The following is a 16,733-nucleotide window of genomic DNA, read 5'->3' as shown; positions in this document are numbered from 1 at the left end:
GTCATGAGGGCAAGGGAAGACTAGGGTATGGGTAAGGTTACAGGATTTATGGAAATTGACCGGCAGGTTGGCAAGTACCAGCCGGCGTCCGATCGTATTCGTCATTTCCGCGAATTCACAATCCCGATGTCGGATCCCGAGGTCCAGAAACAGGCCGCCCGCTGCATGGACTGTGGCATCCCCTATTGCCACGGCCCGACCGGTTGCCCGGTGCACAACCAGATCCCCGACTGGAACGACCTCGTCTATAACAACAACTGGGAAGAGGCGATCCGCAACCTGCATTCGACCAACAACTTCCCGGAGTTCACCGGCCGCGTCTGCCCCGCGCCTTGCGAGGAAGCCTGCACGCTCAATCTGGAAGATGCGCCGGTCGCCATCAAGACGGTCGAACAGGCGATTGCCGACAAGGCCTATGAGCTCGGCTTCATCCGGCCGCAGCCGGCCACGGTCCATACCGGCAAGAAAGTCGCGATCATCGGATCGGGTCCAGCTGGCCTTGCTGCCGCCCAGCAGCTCGGTCGTGCTGGCCATGACGTCCATGTCTATGAGCGGGAATCCAAGGCCGGCGGCCTGCTGCGCTACGGCATTCCGGACTTCAAGATGGAGAAGAACTTCATCGACCGCCGCGTCGAGCAGATGACCGGCGAAGGTGTGACCTTCCACTACGGGGCCAATGTCGGCGTCGACCTGCCGGTCGAGCAGTTGCTCGCCGAGCATGATGCCGTGCTCTATTGTGGTGGCTCTGAAACGCCGCGCGAAAGCGGCGTGCCCGGCACGGAATTGTTCGGCGTCCACGATGCGATGCCGTATCTGGTGCAGCAGAACCGCCGCATCGGCCGCGAAAACATCGACAGTGTCGGCTGGCCATCCGATCCGATCCTTGCCGGCGGCAAGCATGTCGTCGTCGTCGGTGGCGGCGATACGGCATCGGATTGCGTCGGCACGGCCTTTCGCCAGGGCGCTGTCCGCGTCACCCAACTCGACATCCGCCCGCAGCCGCCGGAAAAGGAAGACAAGCTCGCCGTCTGGCCGTTCTGGGCTACCAAAATGCGTACGTCATCTTCGCAGGCAGAGGGTGCGGTTCGCGAGTTCCAGGTGGCGACACTGGAATTCATCGGCGAGGACGGTGTTCTCACCGGCGTCAAGTGCTGCGAAGTCGATGACAAGCGCAAGCCGATCGCCGGAACTGAATTCGTGATCCGCGCCGATCTCGCCTTTATCGCCATCGGTTTCCGGGGTCCGTTCGCGGACGGCGTGCTGAAGGAGATGGAAGGCAAGATGACGGTCAATACCGACCGTCGCGGATCGACCAACGTCGTTGCCAACGACAAGGACTACCGGACCTCGGTCGACAAGCTCTGGACGGCCGGCGACGTGCGCCGCGGCCAGTCGCTGGTCGTCTGGGCCATCCGCGAAGGCCGCCAGGCGGCACGCGCCATCGACGAGGCGCTGATGGGAAGCACGGTGCTTCCGGCCTGATACATCGCCTCCCTGGCAGCCCGGTTCGCCGGGCTGTTTTTCTTTGTCAGCCCTTTAGCGGAAACCCGGCCATGGCTTTGAAACTCTACCTTGCGGGGCCGGAGGTTTTCCTTCCCAACGCCCGCGAAATCCTCGATGCCAAGGCGGAGATGACCCGCGCCTACGGTTTCGAACCGATCTGCCCCGGCGATATCTCGATCGAGCCGGCGCCGACCCGCCATGAATTCGGCCTGAAGATCAGCGCTGTCGACGAGGACATGATGAACCGTGCGGATGGTGTGATTGCCAACCTGACGCCGTTTCGCGGCATTGCCGCCGATGTCGGCACGGCCTTCGAACTCGGCTACATGTGTGCGCAGGGAAAGCTGGTTGCCGCCTACACAAACATCACCGCCAACCATTTTGCGAGAACCAGCGATTACTATGGCGGTGACGTCAGCGAAGGGGCCGATGGACGCAAGCGCGGCCCGGACGGGATGTCTCTGGAGGATTTCGAGATGATCGAAAACCTGATGCTGCATGGTGGCATCGAGCGTCGCGGGGGACACATTGCCTTGCATGCAGCCGATGCTGGCCGGCTCTACTCGGACCTCACAGCCTTCGAGGCGTGTCTCGTGGCGCTGGCCGGACGCTCTAAAACGTAAACTTTGACGCAATCAGGGCTTTGTCGCGTCCGGCAACCTGTAATCGTCGACGCGGCCTGCAGGCGCGGGGGCGATTTCGCCTTTCTCGACGAGCAGGTCGCGGGGCGACGGCGGGCCAGATGTAGACGGGCCCGCATTTCCGAGAAGCACCGATCCGCCATCGAGTTCGGGATCGGAAAGGCTGATGGGAGGGGTGCGGGTTTCCGGCGCAGCCGTTTCCTTCTCGGGCATCGTAGCCGGATTGATCGTCGTATCGGTGTCGAGGCGCACGATATCGGGGCTTGCCTGATCTCCGAGCAGCCTGCGGATCGGCTTTTCGGCGTAGAAGGCCATCTTGCGCCGGCCGGCATCGGTCATATTGACGCCATCGGCAGTGCGCAGGCGCACCTGCTGGCCGTTGATGTCGGAGCCGGTGACGATGAACTTGCCGTCTTCATCGGTAAAACCACCCCAGAGATCGACGAACTCGCCGCCTGTGCTTTCCACCTGGCTCTGGTAGATCTGGTTAAGCCTGACGACATCGGCGGTCATGTCGTCGGAACCAAAAGGTGGCAGGCCAACCCAGATGAGCGGGATATGCCGCGTGGCAACGAGCTTTGCAAAGGCCTGCACCCGTTCCTCGTAGGCCAGCAACCAGGTATCGCTGCCGAATTTCTCGTTGAGGCCAGGGGCGATCATCTGCTGGCGATCGTTTGCGCCGATGGTGACGACCACAACGGCCGGCTTCAAGGCATCCAGCATCTTCGGCAGTTGCGCCTGCCAATCGTAGTAATCGGTACGCACCAGGCCGGAGGCGATATTGCCGCGTGTCTGGATGGCCACGCCAGGGGAGGCGGAAAATGCGTCCCGTAGGCCGTCGCCGAGGCCCGTGGCAAGAAAGTCGCCGACCACGAGCACGGTCTTTGCGGAGTCGAGCTTGGCGGTCGGCTGCGCCGTGTCGGGCTTTGCGGTCGTTGCTTTAGCGACGGGCGGCGAGGCCCTCTTCGGAGGTCGGGGCTGGCGGCGGGGAGGTGAAGGATACTCGTCATACCGGGGCTGGCGTTCTGGCGCAGCTTGCCGGCCAAAGAGCAAATCCATGAGCGTACGGCGCTCGTAGCGTTGCTGGGCGCCTGCCGGAATAACCGTGACAAGCACAAGGCAGCCCGCCGCGAACGCCGCAACAAGCAGCCTCGCGGCTTTTCTTGCCGTCTTCAGCGATTGGATCATCCGGGATCGCATCCTGCTCGTCTCCGGGATATTGGCCGACATTGGCCGAACGGCACGGCGGGTGCTAGCGGCGCAATGCCTTCAACAATTCCATCGAAGGTTCGCCATCGGCGCCGAGCCCCAGCCGCCCCTGGACTGCCGCGATGGCTGCCTTCGAGCCGGAACCGAAATTGCCGTCGACGATGCCGTCGTAATAACCGAGCGATTTCAGTCGCGTCTGGAGTTCGAACTTCTCCTTGACGTTGAGGGCGCCGGATGGCCGGGGCCAGGATTGGCGCATGCCGCCATAGCCGGCGATCTCGTCGGCCAGCATACCAACGGCGATGGCGTAGCTGTCGGCGGCGTTGTAGCGCTTGATGGTGAAAAAGTTGTTGGTCATCAGGAAGCCCGGACCGTTGGCGCCGCCCGGCATTTTCAGCTGGGCACGATCGGTCGCGAGGCGAAACGCCTTGCCGTCCGGCCTTGTGAAACCGAGCGCCGCCCATTCCTTCAGCGTATGGGTCTTGCCGGCCTGGGCGCTGCCGCCCTTGGGAACGACGACCTCGTAGCCCCATGTCTTGCCCGTCTGCCAGCCATTCTTCATCAGCAGGTTTGCCGATGTCGCAAGGGCGTCGGGGACGGAATGCCAGATGTCTCGGCGGCCGTTGCCGTCTTCGTCGACGGCGTAGAGAAGGTAACTCGTCGGAATGAACTGCGTGTGACCCATGGCACCGGCCCAGGAGCCCGTCAGGTTATCCGGCGATACTTCGCCCCTCTGCAGAATCTTCAGCGCGGCAATCAGCTGCGTGCGGGCGTATTTGGCCCGCTTGCGGTCGGCGTAGGCAAGGGTCGCCAAGGCGCGGGGCACGTAATGCAGCCGCTCGTCCTTCTCCAGAACTGCGCCGTAATTGGATTCCATCGACCAGATGGCGAGGAGAATGTTTCGGTCTACGCCATATTGCTTTTCGATCGTGCGCAACGTCGTCCCGTATTTGGACGCCATTTTTCGACCGACCTCAACGGTATAGGGGTTGACGCGGGAGTCCATATAGTCCCAAATTTGCGTCGTGAACTCGGCTTGAGAGCCGGCTTTTTCCAGTACGGTCGGATCCGGGTCGTTCACACCGGCGAAGGCCCTCTGATAGGTCGCCTTGCTGATGCCGCTTTTCTCGGCTGTGTCGTAAAAGCCGGTAATCCACTTCCGGAACCCTGTGTCTGCAAAGGCGTTATGGGGCGCTAGCCCCGCAAAAACGCCAAGCGCAACCGCGAGGGAGAGACTAGAAAAGGAGTGTTTGCGAGCTTGGGTCATAGAAGCCGTGTCCGTCATCATGATGGCTCGTAACGGCACTGCGCCGCATAGGCCAAGCTTAAGTTTAGACAAACAAAGTCAACAAAATCTTTACCATGCAACGAGGCCGCGGTCATCTTTCGCCAAATCGTAGCAATTTTAAATTAGCGATGGCTTCGTTTGCCTGATCAACTACGGGCGGATCGCCCAGGAGGTACGTGTGGGACTGCATAAGAAAGTACGTAAGGCTGTGTTTCCGGTCGCTGGCCTTGGAACGCGGTTTCTGCCGGCAACAAAGGCAGTACCGAAGGAAATGCTGACGGTCGTCGATAAGCCGGTCATCCAGTACGTCGTAGACGAGGCGATGGAAGCCGGCATCGAGCATTTTGTCTTCGTCACCGGACGCAGCAAGCACGTCATTGAAGACTATTTCGACATTCAGTTCGAACTCGAGCAGACGCTGCGCCAGCGTAACAAGAAGGCCGAGTTGACGCTGCTCAACAACCTGCTGCCGATTGCCGGCACGGCCAGCTTTACCCGCCAGCAGGAGCCGCTCGGCCTCGGCCACGCGGTCTGGTGTGCGCGTGAGATCGTCGGCGACGAGCCGTTTGCGCTGTTGCTGCCCGACATGGTCATGCAATCCGATGTCGGCTGCATGAAAAGCATGATCGAACTCTACGAGCAGAGCGGCGGCAACGTCATCGGCGTCGAGGAATGTGCGCCGGACCAGACCCATAAATACGGCATCGTCGGCGTCGGCGAAAGCATCGGCAACGGTTTCCGGGTGACCGAAATGGTCGAGAAGCCGCCGCAGGGTTCTGCCCCGTCGAACTTCTTCATCAACGGCCGGTACATTCTCCAGCCCGAGATCTTCCACATCCTCGAGCATCAGGAGCGCGGCTCCGGCAATGAGATCCAGCTGACCGACGGCATGCTAAAGCTTGCCAAGCAGCAAGATTTCGCTGGCTACCACTTCAAGGGTGAAACCTACGACTGCGGCGCCAAGGATGGCTTCATCCTCGCCAACGTCGCCTTCGCTCTGTCGCGTGCCGATATCCGTCCGACTGTCGAAGACGGTTTCAAGGCGCTGCTCGCAGCCCTGAAGTAACGACCAAGCGCTGCTCGCCTTTCGGGGCGGGCGGCTCCCTTTCCCGAGCGTTTCTAACGCTTTACCGTCAGACCAAGGCCCGCGCGGAATTGGCGCGTATCGTCGCCAGAGTTCTGGGTCGTCAGTTCGTAACCGATATTGCTGGTCATATCGAGGTAGCGATTTATTCCCCACGTCAAGCCGAGGGCCGCATCATAGACCTGCTGGTCTCTGGTGGTGCTGCCATCCGTATAATTGCGCCATGTGGTGCCGCCGGTAATCTTGCCGGTGACGGTGTCGCGGATCTGATGGGCTACCGTGCCGGTGAGCTGATAGGCGACATAGCCGCTCTCGCCGGCGGTGGTCGAAGGCTGCACCGTTGTCGCAAAACCGAGGCTGACATCCGTGCCTCGTTGCGGCGACCAGGCGATGCTGCCATCCACGGTCGGCGAATCGATTGACGCAAGCCGCGCATCGTCGAAGCCGGTGTGCTGGTAGCCTATCCCAAGTTCGCCCCTCAGCTTTTCGCCAAGATCGAGCTGTACGCCAGCCTTTGCGCCATAGCTGCTGTTCGAGCGTTCATAGCCGGCGCTGTCGCGCTTGTCGTCATAGAGCGCCTTGCCAACCTGGACCTCGAGAAACGGGATGAGGGCGGGAGACAGCTCATAGCCGATCCGACCGCGCCATGTGCCAGCCGTCTGGTTGCGATCGCTGAGCGACACCAGCGTGCCATCCGCCAGAGTAGCATCCGAATAGACGGTGCGGGCGAGGGTCACTGCGGTCGTGCCGCGCAGCAGGCCGAAATCACGCTCTATCGACGCGCCGAGATCGTACTCGTTGACGTTGGATTGCTTTGTCGCGCCGCTCAGCGCGTTGGGATCGTCGGTGTCCTCGCGGAAAAACTTGTATCCGCCTGTCAGGTGGGCCGTGGTCTGCTCGGCAAGATCGAGGCGCAGGTCGGCGCCGAGATTGATGCTTGGCTGCTCCTCGCCGGTGCCGCTGACATTGCGCTGCCAGATGCCGTTGCCGGTGATCGTCAGCTGGTGGCGATCCCAGTCCGATGTCAGCGTGTTCTCGAAATCCGATTGCAGGTAAGTTCGGTGATCGTTGGTGCCGCCGCCCTTGTTGGTCTCGACATTGTAGGACTGGTTCACCGACGGTCGGAGCGTGAAGGTGCCGAGCTTTATACCGAGTTGCTGGTCGTCGGTTGGTTTTGCCTTGGAGCGCAGGCTATTCAGGTCGCTGCCGCGCATGTTCACGCGGCCGATGTCGTCGTCGAGGATCGACCCCGTCCTGAGTGTGTCGGGAGCGTCGAAGACCAGCCGGGGATTGGGCCGGGCATCGGCGTCGGTCGTCCTGGCGTCCGATGTCGTAGCCGTTGCGGTTGCTGTTGCTGTTGCGGTGCCGCCCGTATCCGTCGTTGGGGTAACGGGCGCATTCGGATCGACAGCAACCGGCGTCGTGGCGGTGGCAGCCTGGTTCACGGCCTGCGCGGCTGACTGCATCGGCGCCATCAACAGTCCGCAACCGAGCGCCGCCGTGACGGCATATGCCGTCACGCTGCGCGAGTGGTCAGCCGCCTTGTCTTTGCCAATTGCCATGCTATCCCGTGCCCGGAAGCTCGAAGTCGTTAACCCACCGTAAAGGCATGTGGTTAACGCTTCGTTGCGAAAGGCCGGCCTCGGTGTAGGTCACCGGGTCTTAGCCAGCTTTCTCGCATGGACAGATTTGGCAAAAAGCGCTAACCCGTAGCCATGAACAAGCGAGCTTTCAATCCGGTCGAGAACGGCGCAATCCAATCGGCGATGCGGACGATCGAAACCGAAAGACGGGGCCTCGAGGCGCTGGAGCGTGCCTTGGCCGATGGACTGGCGGAGCCGTTCTCGCGCGCCGTGGCGCTGATCGGCGATATCACCGGCCGCGTCATCGTTACGGGTGTCGGCAAGAGCGGGCATGTCGGTGTCAAGCTGGCGGCGACGCTGGCCTCGACGGGAACGCCGGCCTTTTTTGTGCATTCCGCCGAAGCCAATCACGGCGATCTCGGCATGATTGCCCATGACGATGTGATCATTGCCATGTCGTGGGGCGGCGAGACCGCCGAGCTCAAGGGCATCCTCAACTATTGCCGTCGCTTTTCGGTGCCGCTGATCGCCATCACCTCCGGCGCGGCGTCCTCGCTCGGCCGTGAAGCCGATGTGGTCCTGCTGCTACCGAAGGAGCAGGAGGCCTGCCCGCATGGCCTGGCGCCGACGACATCGACGTTGCTTCAACTGGCCATAGGCGATGCGTTGGCGGTGGCGCTGATGGAAGCGCGGGGCTTTACCGCCAGCGACTTCCACGTCTTTCATCCCGGCGGCAAGCTGGGCGCCAGCCTGACCCACGTCGCCGATATCATGCACACCGGCGAGCGTGTACCGCTTGTCCCCCAAGGCACGCCGCTGCCGCAGGCGATCAGCACGCTGTCAAAGATGCGCTTCGGTTGCGTAGGCGTTCTCGATGCTGACGGACGGCTCTGCGGTATCGTCACAGACGGCGACATCGCGCGCAATCTGGGCCGGAGCCTCGCCGAGCTCAATGTCGATGATATCATGACCATCGACCCGAAGACGGTGCGGGCAACGACGCTCGCGACAGGCGCGATGGCAGTTCTCAACAACAACAATATCTCGGCATTGCTGGTCGTCGACGAAGACCGCCGGCCTATCGGGCTGGTGCATTTCCACGATCTGTTGCGGATCGGGGTTGCCTGATCAGGCAGGCTCCACCGTCAACTGCCGGCCGTCGCTGCCGATGACCTTGACGCGGGTTCCTGCGGGCAGGTCGGGGCCGATGACCTTCCAGTAGGTATCGTCGAGATTGACGCGTCCGCGCCCTTCGACGATGGGTTCGTTGAGGACCGTGGTGCGGCCGACAAGACCGGCGCTGCGCTGGTTGAGAAACGGCTCATCGGTTTCATGCCTGTTGCGATAGACATACCGTCGTCCGAGGAGCGCTGCGCCGACGGCGAGAGCGGCAAACAGCAGCATCTGCAGCTGCCAGCTCCAGATGCGCTCCTCCCAGAGGCCAAGCGACAGGGCGCCGACGATGATTGCGGCAAGTCCGATCCAGACGAGAAACACGCCGGGAACGAGAAGTTCTGCCGCCAGCAGTGCCAGCCCGAGCACCCACCAGCTCCAAGGTCCGAGCTGGACGACCAGATCGCTCAGCATGCGTCAGGTCTCCCGCGGCGGGTTCAGCGGATTGACCAGCGGCGTGGTGCGTGCCGGCGTGGAGCGCGGTCGAGGCGCTTGCTCGACAGCGGGTCGGCTGCTTGGCGCTTCGCCGCCGAACACTTCGCGGGCGATAGCGCCGATACCGCCGAGCGAGCCCAGAATGGAGGATGCCTCCATCGGCATCAGCACGATCTTCGAATTCGAGGCAGAACCGATTGCGGTCAGGGCCTCGGTGTATTTCTGGGCGACGAAGTAATTGATCGCCTGCACGTCGCCGGCAGCGATCGCCTGGGAGACGACGAGCGTCGCCTTGGCCTCGGCTTCTGCCAGGCGTTCCCGGGCTTCGGCATTGCGATAGGCGGCCTCACGCTGGCCTTCTGCCTGCAGGATCGCCGCCTGCTTGGCACCTTCGGCGCGCAGGATCTGGGCGTTTCGCGAGCCTTCGGCCTCGAGTACCTGGGCACGCTTTTCGCGCTCGGCCTTCATCTGCCGGCCCATGGCGTCGACGAGATCGCGCGGCGGCTGGATATCCTTGATCTCGACGCGGGTTACCTTGATGCCCCAGGGGCCGACGGCCTCGTCGACGACGCGCAGCAGCTTGTCGTTGATGATCTCGCGATTGGACAGCAGTTCGTCGAGGTCCATCGAGCCCATGACAGAGCGGATGTTGGTCATTGTCAGGTTGAGAATGGCGTTTTCGAGGTTGGACACCTGGTAGGCGGCCTGGGCGGCATTCAACACCTGGTAGAAGCACACGGCATCGGCTGAGACGCTGGCATTGTCCTTGGTGATGACTTCCTGCGTCGGTACGGCCAGCACCTGCTCCATGACATTCATCCGGGTGCCGATACGCTCGATGAACGGCAGGATCAGGTTCAGGCCCGGCTCCAGTGTGCGCGTGTAGCGGCCGAACCGCTCGATAGTGTAGCGATAGCCCTGCGGCACCGTCTTGATGCCGGCAAACAGAACCAGCACGACAAGCACCACGATCGCAATTACAACGATATCAAATCCACCCAGCATTATTTTTCCCATCCCTGTTCCACGGCAGCATAGCCCAGCCGATGGTGGAAGCACACCCGTTGCCGATGAAGTTGCGACAAACGATTTGTCGCAGGTCGTAAAAAAGCCGTTTCCAGCTGCGGATGTTTGCCCTAGAGAACGCCCATTGAACTAACCGGTCGCAGCCTACCCGGTAAAAACAAGGACACCTGTTATGAAAACCATCGTCGTCTGCTCCGGCGGACTGGATTCCGTTTCGCTTGCCTACAGAACAGCCGCAGAGGGATCTCTCCTCGGACTGCTATCCTTCGACTACGGTCAAAGACACCGCAAGGAACTCGATTTTGCCGCCGCCTGCGCCCAGCGCCTCGGCGTATGGCATGAAATCATCGACATCAGCGGCATAGGCCGCCACCTCACTGGTTCGGCTCTCACCGACAATATCGCGGTGCCGGACGGCCACTATGCCGAGGAAACGATGAAATCCACCATCGTTCCCAATCGCAATGCCATCATGCTGGCGATTGCCTTCGGCGTCGCCGCAGCCCGCAAGGCCGATGCTGTCGCAGTCGCCGTGCATGGCGGCGATCACTTCATCTATCCGGATTGCCGACCGGGCTTCATCGACAGCTTCCAGCGGATGCAGACGGAAGCGCTCGACGGCTATGCAGACGTGACGCTGCTGGCGCCCTACGTCACTGTGTCCAAGGCCGATATCGTCATAGATGGCGTGAAGCATGGCACGCCGTTCGTCGAAACATGGTCCTGCTACAAGGGCGGTGAGCGCCATTGCGGTCGTTGCGGCACCTGCGTCGAGCGGCGCGAAGCCTTTTCCATCGCCGGCGTCGTCGATCCAACCGATTACGAGGATGCAGACTTCTGGGTTGCCGCCACGGGCTCCTTCCGGGCGACGGAGGTGTAGCCGTGTTTCGCATTACCAAGGAATTTCATTTCTCGGCATCGCATCAACTGACGCGGCTGCCTGCCGATCACCAATGTGCGCGCCTGCATGGCCACAACTATATCGTCGTCGTCGAGCTCTCGTCGCCCGATCTCAACGAAGACGGTTTCGTGCGCGATTATCATGAACTGGCCCCGCTCAAGCGCTACATCGACGAGACCTTTGACCATCGGCATCTCAACGATGTGCTGGGCCATGACGCGGTCACGTCTGAATATCTGGCGAAGCACTTCTTTGACTGGTGCCGGGCGGTCTTGCCGGAAACATCGGCAGTCAGGGTGAGTGAGACGCCGAAGACCTGGGCGGAATACCGGCCATGAGACCGGAAACCGCGACACCCATCCGCATCAGCGAGATCTTCGGGCCGACGATCCAGGGGGAGGGCGTGCTGATCGGCTTGCCGACCGTCTTCGTGCGCACCGGCGGGTGCGATTATCGCTGTTCGTGGTGCGACAGCCTGCATGCGGTTGACAGCGCTTTTCGCGACACATGGGCGCCGATGTCGGTGGATGATATCTGGCAGGAGGTGACGCGACTGTCCGGACATCGCCCGCTCACCGTGTCGCTGTCGGGCGGCAATCCAGCCATCCAGCCGCTGGCGCCGCTGATCGCCCGGGGACATGGCGAAGGCTATCGCTTCGCACTGGAGACCCAGGGATCGATCGCCAAAACCTGGTTCAGCGATCTCGACGTTCTGGTGCTCAGCCCAAAGCCACCGTCGAGCGGCATGGATACGGATTTGGATGCCTTGCGGCACTGTCTGGATGCAGCCGGCGGTCGGCCTGAGACGGTGCTGAAATTCGTTGTGTTCGACGATGCGGACTATGCCTATGCCCGCGATGCGGCAGCGCGCCATCCACATCTGCCGGTCTACCTTCAGCCCGGCAATCATACGCCTCCGAAGGGAACCGAGGAAAATGCCGTCATCGATCTCGACGGCATTACCGACAGGATGCTGTGGCTTATCGACCGGGTGACCGAGGACGGCTGGTTTGCCGCCCGCGTCTTGCCGCAGCTGCACGTCATCCTCTGGGGAAACCGGCGCGGCGTCTAGCGCCGCGCGGGAAACGCTCAGGCGGCGGCCCGGCGCTGCAGGTAGATCAGCAGGGCGATGACTGCGCCGATGACGATCGTGTGGACCCAGTCCATGTGCAGGACCGCAATCTGCGCGACGAAAGCGCCGGCATCGACGAGCAGCAGCAGCAGGGCGCCCAGGATGGATGTGCGGGGAACGAGCACGGCGATGGCGCCGATCAGTTCGAGGCCGCCTGTCAGGAAGCGAAACCACTGGCCGAGGCCGACCTGTTCGAATTCCGCAACCATCATCGGCTGCGATGTCAGCTTCATCGTTGCTGCTGCGAGGAACATCAACGCGACGAGGACGCGCAAGACCCAGATTGAGATCGTCAGGATTCGAGGTGAGTTTAGAGTGGTGGTGCTCATATTATCTGCTCCAGATGAGATTGGCGCCCACCGTAAACGCTTCTGACTGTATGAGAAGCGATGGATTGATGATACGAACTATCTCTAATGGAGATAGATGATGATTGGGTCCCTGACGCTCGACCAGTTGACTGTGCTTGTGACGATCGCGGATACGGGGAGCTTTTCCTCGGCTGGAAGGAAGCTGCGACGTGTCCAGTCTGCGATCAGCAATACGGTCCGGACGCTGGAAACCACGCAGCAGGTGCTCCTGTTCGACCGATCCGGCCGTTCGCCCCGGTTGACGGAAGCGGGGCGTGTGTTGGTTGCACAGGCGCGGCAGGTTCTGCGACAGGCGGAGCTGTTCGAAAGAACGGCAGGCGCCATCGCCGGGGGGCTCGAGCCGGAACTGACGATCGCCCTCGACAGCATGACGCCTACCGGCCCTGTGCTGCGGACCCTGTCGAAGCTGCAGTCGACATTTCCCGATCTTCCCGTGACGCTCTTCACCGAAAGTATCTGGGCGGCAGAACGGCGCGTGCGGGACGGGTCGGCGATGATTTCGCTGTGTGGGCTTTTTCCGACCGCCGGACAGGATCTCGAAGCGCACGTCCTGACGAAGATCACCCTCGTTCCCGTCGTCGCTCCATCGCACCCGCTTGCAACGGAAAGCAGGGAGATCACGCGTGAGACCCTGGCCGACTACGTACAACTCATCCTGACCGATCCGCACGCGCCGGATGGGCCGAGCCATGGCGTCGTCAGCGCCCGTTTCTGGCGGTTCGTGGACATGCTTCGCCGACTGGAGTTTCTTTTGGCAGGCTTTGGCTGGTGCTCGATGCCGCTGCATCTGGTCGAACATCATTTGCAGGACGGCTCTCTCGTCCGGCTCGATGTCAAGGATTCCAGCGTTCTTCCCGTTTCAATCCCGATCTATGCTGTCCGCAATCGAAACCGACCGCTCGGCAATGCGGCGAAATGGTTGCTCAACGAGTTGGTCGAAGATTTCAGGCGGTGCAGCTAGTCATCAAGCCGACGCCTGTCGATCCACGGGAATAAGATCGACCGACAGGGCGTCTCCTGAGCATGGACTCGGCCTCTTGCAAGCCTCAGGCCCAGCCCTGCAGTTCACGACGGATGACCTTTTCCAGCACGGCGACGCCGCCTGGGCTGTCGTTCAGGCATGGAATGTGGGAGAATTTTTCGCCGCCGGCGTGATGGAAGATCTCCATTGCCTCTCCGGCAATTTCTTCCAGTGTCTCCAGACAATCCGAGACGAAGCCCGGGTTCATGACGGCAATGCGCTTGACGCCCTCCTTGGCCAGCCGCTCGACAGTCTTGTCGGTATAGGGCTGCAGCCATTCCTCCGGACCGAAGCGCGACTGGAAGGTGATCATCAGCTTTTCCTTGGAGAAACCGAGCCGTTCGCGCAGCAACCGGGCGGTCTTCATGCAGGCGCAGTGGTAGGGATCGCCCTTCTTGAAGTAGGACATCGGGATGCCGTGGAACGACGTGATGATAATCTCCGGCTCCCAGTCGAGCGTTGCCAGATGGTTGGTCACCGAGTTCGCCAGCGCCTCGATGTAGGCCGGGTCGTCGTGGTAGGGCGGCACGGTGCGAAGTGCCGGCTGCCAGCGCATCTTCAGCAGCGTCTCGAAAGCCTTGTCGTTGACGGTCGCCGTCGTTGCGGCGGCATATTGAGGATAGAGCGGGAAAAGCAGGATGCGGTCGCAGCCGGCAGCTTTCAGCGCGTCGATGCGGGATGCGATCGATGGCTGGCCGTAGCGCATTCCCCAGTCGACGGTGACGTTGGGCAGGTCCTTCAGCGCTTCGCTGAGGCGAGTTGCCTGGTTGCGCGTGTATGTGCGCAGGTAACTTTCGTTCAGATCCTTGTTCCAGATCTGCTCGTAGGCCTTGCCGACCTTGCCGGGGCGGGTGTTGAGAACGATGCCGTAGAGGATCGGATACCAGAGGAAGCGCGACCATTCGATGACGCGCTTGTCGCTCAGGAACTCGCGCAGATAACGGCGCATCGATTTGTAATCGGTGCCATCGGGTGTGCCGAGGTTGACAATCAGGACGCCGACTTTGCCGATCGATACTGGCGGGTGGCCTGGCGGGAGGGCGGAAACGTCTATCGTCATGGCAAATGTCCGTTCATTTCAAAAATTGTTACCCGTTCTACGCAGTGCCGGCGGATCGGTTCAAACGTCGTAGAAACAAACCGGTCCGGAAAGTCCGGACCGGTAGTTGGCGATGGCCTGATGCGTTATTTGGCCGGAACCTGCAGTTCGCGGCCGACCAAGAGGCGACGCGGGCTCGCATGGCGGTTTGCGGCGGCGAGCTTTTTCCAGTCGGCGCCATCGCCGTAAAACGTCTGGGCCAGATCCCAGAGCGTATCGCCGGCGGCAATCACGTGGGTCGTCGGAAGCTTCGGTTTGGCGCTTGGCTCTGCAGCAACCGGCGGGTTCGCGGCGGGCGGCGGTGCCGGTGCCGGAGCTGGCGGTGTCGGTGAAGCCGCTGTGGTGGTCGACGCTGCAGGCGGCGGAGTGATCGGCGCGGGTGTCGGCGTGGTTGCTACCGTCGGCTTTTCAGCCGGCTTCTCGCCAGAGGGAGCGATCTGAGTGTCTGTCGGCTTGACCACGTCCGGCTGGGCGCTGGGCGAGGCGGCGGCCACCTGCGTCACGCGGCCGTCGAGGTAGGGCTTGTACGGATTGTGGGCAGCCAGGTAGTCGGCAACGACCTGCTCGAGATCGGGACCGAAGTCGTAGGCATTCTGGCCCTTGGTCGAGAACACCGTATAGCCGTCTCCGCCGGAGCGCATGTAGTTGTTGGAAACGACGCCGTAGGTCTTCTTCGGATCTAGCAGCACGTAGCGGTCGCCCTCCATGACTTCGACCGAAACGACGCGGCTGCCGGCGGGCTTGGTCTTGTCGAAGGTGTATTTGATGCCCGACACCTGCGGAAAGCGGCCGGCCCCGTCGGCGATCTGGCTAAGGCCGTTTTCCAGTGCTGCGACCACGTCGGCGCCTGTCAGCTGGAATGTGGCGACAGTGTTCTGGAAGGGCAGCACGGTGAGGACATCGCCCATGGTCAGATTGCCCGAAGGCATGGAGGCCCGCAGGCCACCGCCGTTCTGGATGGCGATGCTGATTCCTTGCGCCTTGGTGCGGTCGAGCATCGCATCGGCGACGAGATTGCCCATCGAGCATTCCTGCGCCCGGCAGACTTCGCGAGCGCCCTCGATCGGGCCTTCGGACTTGCCAATGACCTTCTTGCGCACCTCGGCAATCGGCTTTGCCAACTCCTGGACCCGGGCAAGCATGGCCGGATCAGGGGTCACCGAGGAATCGAGCAGGATGGGGTCGCCCTTGGCTTCCTTGACGACGCCGTTGTCGTCGAAGGTGATGACGATGTCGCCGAGATATCGGCTGTATGATGCGGCTGTGACGACCGGGACCTTGTAGCCGCCGGGATTGTCGACCATGGTCGGGTAGGGGCCTTCCGCCTTCGGGTCGGTGTTCGACAGCAGCGTGTGCGAATGGCCACCGACGACGACGTCGACGCCGGGGATCTTGGCAATCGCGTCCAGGTCCCTGTGGTAGCCGACATGGGTGAGCGCGACGATCTTGTTGACGCCCTGCGACTTCAGCAGGTCGACTTCGGCGTTGATCGCCTGGGCGTCATCGGTGATCTTGACGTGCGGCCCGGGCGAGGCAAGGGCAGGCGTATCCGTGGTGACGACGCCGACGATGCCGATCTTTTGTCCGCCGACATCCAGCACGATTGATTTCTTGATGCGCTCGCCGAGTTTCGATTCCGAATCGGTCAGCACGTTGGCGCCGAGTACCGGGAACTGGACCTTGTCGAGGAACGGCGCCAGTGCGCTTTCGCCATCGTCGAATTCATGGTTGCCGACGGTCATCGCGTCGAACTTCATGGCATTCAGCAGTTCCACCTCTGCCTGGCCCTTGTAGGTCGTGTAAAAAAGCGAGCCCTGGAAATTGTCGCCGGCGTCGAGAAGGATGACGTTCTGGCCTTCGAGCGCCTTGCGGCGCAGGTCGATTTCCGTCTTCAGCCGGGCTGCGCCGCCGAAGCATTCGTTCTTGCTCTCTTCGTCTGCCGAGCAGGTGGCGTCGAATTTGTTGATCGACTCGTCGCGGGAGTGGAAGTCGTTGATGTGCAGAATATTGAGCTGATAGTCGGCAAAGGCCGTGCCGGCGCTGAGCGCCACCACCGCAATGGTCAAAAGACCGAACCTGGCGGTTTTCCTCATCTCTCTCTCCTGTTTGGCAAAGTCGCGCTGCGGCGCAGCCCCCCGCCGTCTCTCCTAGAGCCTCTTTATGGCAGCCGTACAATGATGATGTTCTGGCTCCGGTGCAACCCGTGAAGGCGACACTGCCGCCTCGAAAGTCGGCGGGTCGCAGGCATGAAAAAAGCCCGCCGCCTT

The 16,733-nt window shown here is 61.8% G+C and carries 16 protein-coding genes; 8 read left to right on the top strand and 8 right to left on the bottom strand.

The window, feature by feature from the left end:
* Positions 1-27: 27 nt before the first annotated feature.
* Positions 28-1,482 carry a glutamate synthase subunit beta gene (locus PR018_RS11985; protein ID WP_142830580.1) on the top strand — a complete coding sequence of 485 codons (1,455 nt, stop codon included), beginning with the start codon at positions 28-30 and terminating at the stop codon, positions 1,480-1,482.
* A gap of 71 nt (positions 1,483-1,553) precedes the next feature.
* Positions 1,554-2,126, top strand: coding sequence for a nucleoside 2-deoxyribosyltransferase (locus PR018_RS11980; RefSeq protein ID WP_142830582.1), 573 nt, complete (start codon positions 1,554-1,556; stop codon positions 2,124-2,126).
* 12 nt (positions 2,127-2,138) lie between these two features.
* Here the strand turns inward: PR018_RS11980 and PR018_RS11975 are convergent, their stop codons facing one another.
* Together PR018_RS11975 and PR018_RS11970 are read right to left on the bottom strand one after the other, a co-directional pair.
* Positions 2,139-3,332 carry an SGNH/GDSL hydrolase family protein gene (locus tag PR018_RS11975; protein ID WP_224127950.1) on the bottom strand — a complete coding sequence of 398 codons (1,194 nt, stop codon included), beginning with the start codon at positions 3,330-3,332 and terminating at the stop codon, positions 2,139-2,141.
* A gap of 64 nt (positions 3,333-3,396) precedes the next feature.
* The gene (locus PR018_RS11970) at positions 3,397-4,620 is read right to left on the bottom strand and encodes a lytic murein transglycosylase (RefSeq protein WP_142830586.1); all 1,224 of its coding nucleotides are present in this window, start codon (positions 4,618-4,620) and stop codon (positions 3,397-3,399) included.
* 199 nt (positions 4,621-4,819) lie between these two features.
* On the opposite strand from PR018_RS11970, the gene galU reads away from it, so the two are divergent.
* Positions 4,820-5,707 carry a UTP--glucose-1-phosphate uridylyltransferase GalU gene (galU, locus tag PR018_RS11965; RefSeq protein ID WP_142830588.1) on the top strand — a complete coding sequence of 296 codons (888 nt, stop codon included), beginning with the start codon at positions 4,820-4,822 and terminating at the stop codon, positions 5,705-5,707.
* A gap of 53 nt (positions 5,708-5,760) precedes the next feature.
* Here galU and PR018_RS11960 read toward each other — a convergent pair whose 3' ends face one another.
* Positions 5,761-7,287, bottom strand: coding sequence for an outer membrane beta-barrel protein (locus PR018_RS11960; protein WP_142830590.1), 1,527 nt, complete (start codon positions 7,285-7,287; stop codon positions 5,761-5,763).
* 153 nt (positions 7,288-7,440) lie between these two features.
* Here PR018_RS11960 and PR018_RS11955 point away from each other — a divergent pair, with 153 nt between their 5' ends.
* Positions 7,441-8,436: a KpsF/GutQ family sugar-phosphate isomerase gene (locus tag PR018_RS11955; RefSeq protein ID WP_142830592.1), complete on the top strand. Its 996-nt coding sequence runs from the start codon at positions 7,441-7,443 to the stop codon at positions 8,434-8,436.
* On the opposite strand, the gene PR018_RS11950 is transcribed toward PR018_RS11955, so the two are convergent.
* The gene (locus PR018_RS11950) at positions 8,437-8,895 is read right to left on the bottom strand and encodes an NfeD family protein (RefSeq protein ID WP_142830594.1); all 459 of its coding nucleotides are present in this window, start codon (positions 8,893-8,895) and stop codon (positions 8,437-8,439) included.
* A 3-nt stretch (positions 8,896-8,898) separates the two neighbouring features.
* On the bottom strand, positions 8,899-9,924 hold the full coding sequence (locus tag PR018_RS11945; RefSeq protein ID WP_142830799.1) for an SPFH domain-containing protein: 1,026 nt from the start codon (positions 9,922-9,924) through the stop codon (positions 8,899-8,901).
* A 190-nt stretch (positions 9,925-10,114) separates the two neighbouring features.
* Here PR018_RS11945 and queC point away from each other — a divergent pair, with 190 nt between their 5' ends.
* Genes queC through queE form a run of 3 tightly spaced genes read left to right on the top strand, consistent with a single transcriptional unit; the run spans position 10,115 to position 11,915 of the window.
* Complete coding sequence (queC, locus tag PR018_RS11940; RefSeq protein ID WP_142830596.1) at positions 10,115-10,822, top strand: 7-cyano-7-deazaguanine synthase QueC; 708 nt, start codon at positions 10,115-10,117, stop codon at positions 10,820-10,822.
* Positions 10,823-10,824: 2 nt separating this feature from the next.
* A complete protein-coding gene (queD, locus tag PR018_RS11935; RefSeq protein WP_142830598.1) occupies positions 10,825-11,181 on the top strand; it encodes a 6-carboxytetrahydropterin synthase QueD in 357 nt (118 codons plus the stop codon).
* Complete coding sequence (gene queE, locus PR018_RS11930; protein ID WP_142830600.1) at positions 11,178-11,915, top strand: 7-carboxy-7-deazaguanine synthase QueE; 738 nt, start codon at positions 11,178-11,180, stop codon at positions 11,913-11,915. The genes queD and queE overlap by 4 nt, the downstream gene beginning before the upstream one ends.
* 17 nt (positions 11,916-11,932) lie before the next feature.
* Here the strand turns inward: queE and PR018_RS11925 are convergent, their stop codons facing one another.
* Positions 11,933-12,304, bottom strand: a complete 372-nt coding sequence (locus PR018_RS11925) for a DoxX family protein (RefSeq protein WP_142830602.1) — start codon at positions 12,302-12,304, stop codon at positions 11,933-11,935.
* A 97-nt stretch (positions 12,305-12,401) separates the two neighbouring features.
* On the opposite strand from PR018_RS11925, the gene PR018_RS11920 reads away from it, so the two are divergent.
* Positions 12,402-13,307, top strand: a complete 906-nt coding sequence (locus tag PR018_RS11920; protein WP_202617195.1) for a LysR family transcriptional regulator — start codon at positions 12,402-12,404, stop codon at positions 13,305-13,307.
* Positions 13,308-13,392: 85 nt separating this feature from the next.
* Here the strand turns inward: PR018_RS11920 and hemH are convergent, their stop codons facing one another.
* The gene (gene hemH / locus PR018_RS11915; RefSeq protein ID WP_142830604.1) at positions 13,393-14,427 is read right to left on the bottom strand and encodes a ferrochelatase; all 1,035 of its coding nucleotides are present in this window, start codon (positions 14,425-14,427) and stop codon (positions 13,393-13,395) included.
* Positions 14,428-14,552: 125 nt separating this feature from the next.
* Positions 14,553-16,559 carry a 5'-nucleotidase C-terminal domain-containing protein gene (locus PR018_RS11910; protein ID WP_142830606.1) on the bottom strand — a complete coding sequence of 669 codons (2,007 nt, stop codon included), beginning with the start codon at positions 16,557-16,559 and terminating at the stop codon, positions 14,553-14,555.
* Positions 16,560-16,733 lie beyond the last annotated feature (174 nt).

The sequence above is a fragment of the Rhizobium rhododendri genome, assembly GCF_007000325.2.
GTDB lineage: Bacteria > Pseudomonadota > Alphaproteobacteria > Rhizobiales > Rhizobiaceae > Rhizobium > Rhizobium rhododendri.
The sequence above is the reverse complement of the archived record's forward strand: the minus strand, read 5'-3'. Positions and strand labels throughout refer to the sequence as shown.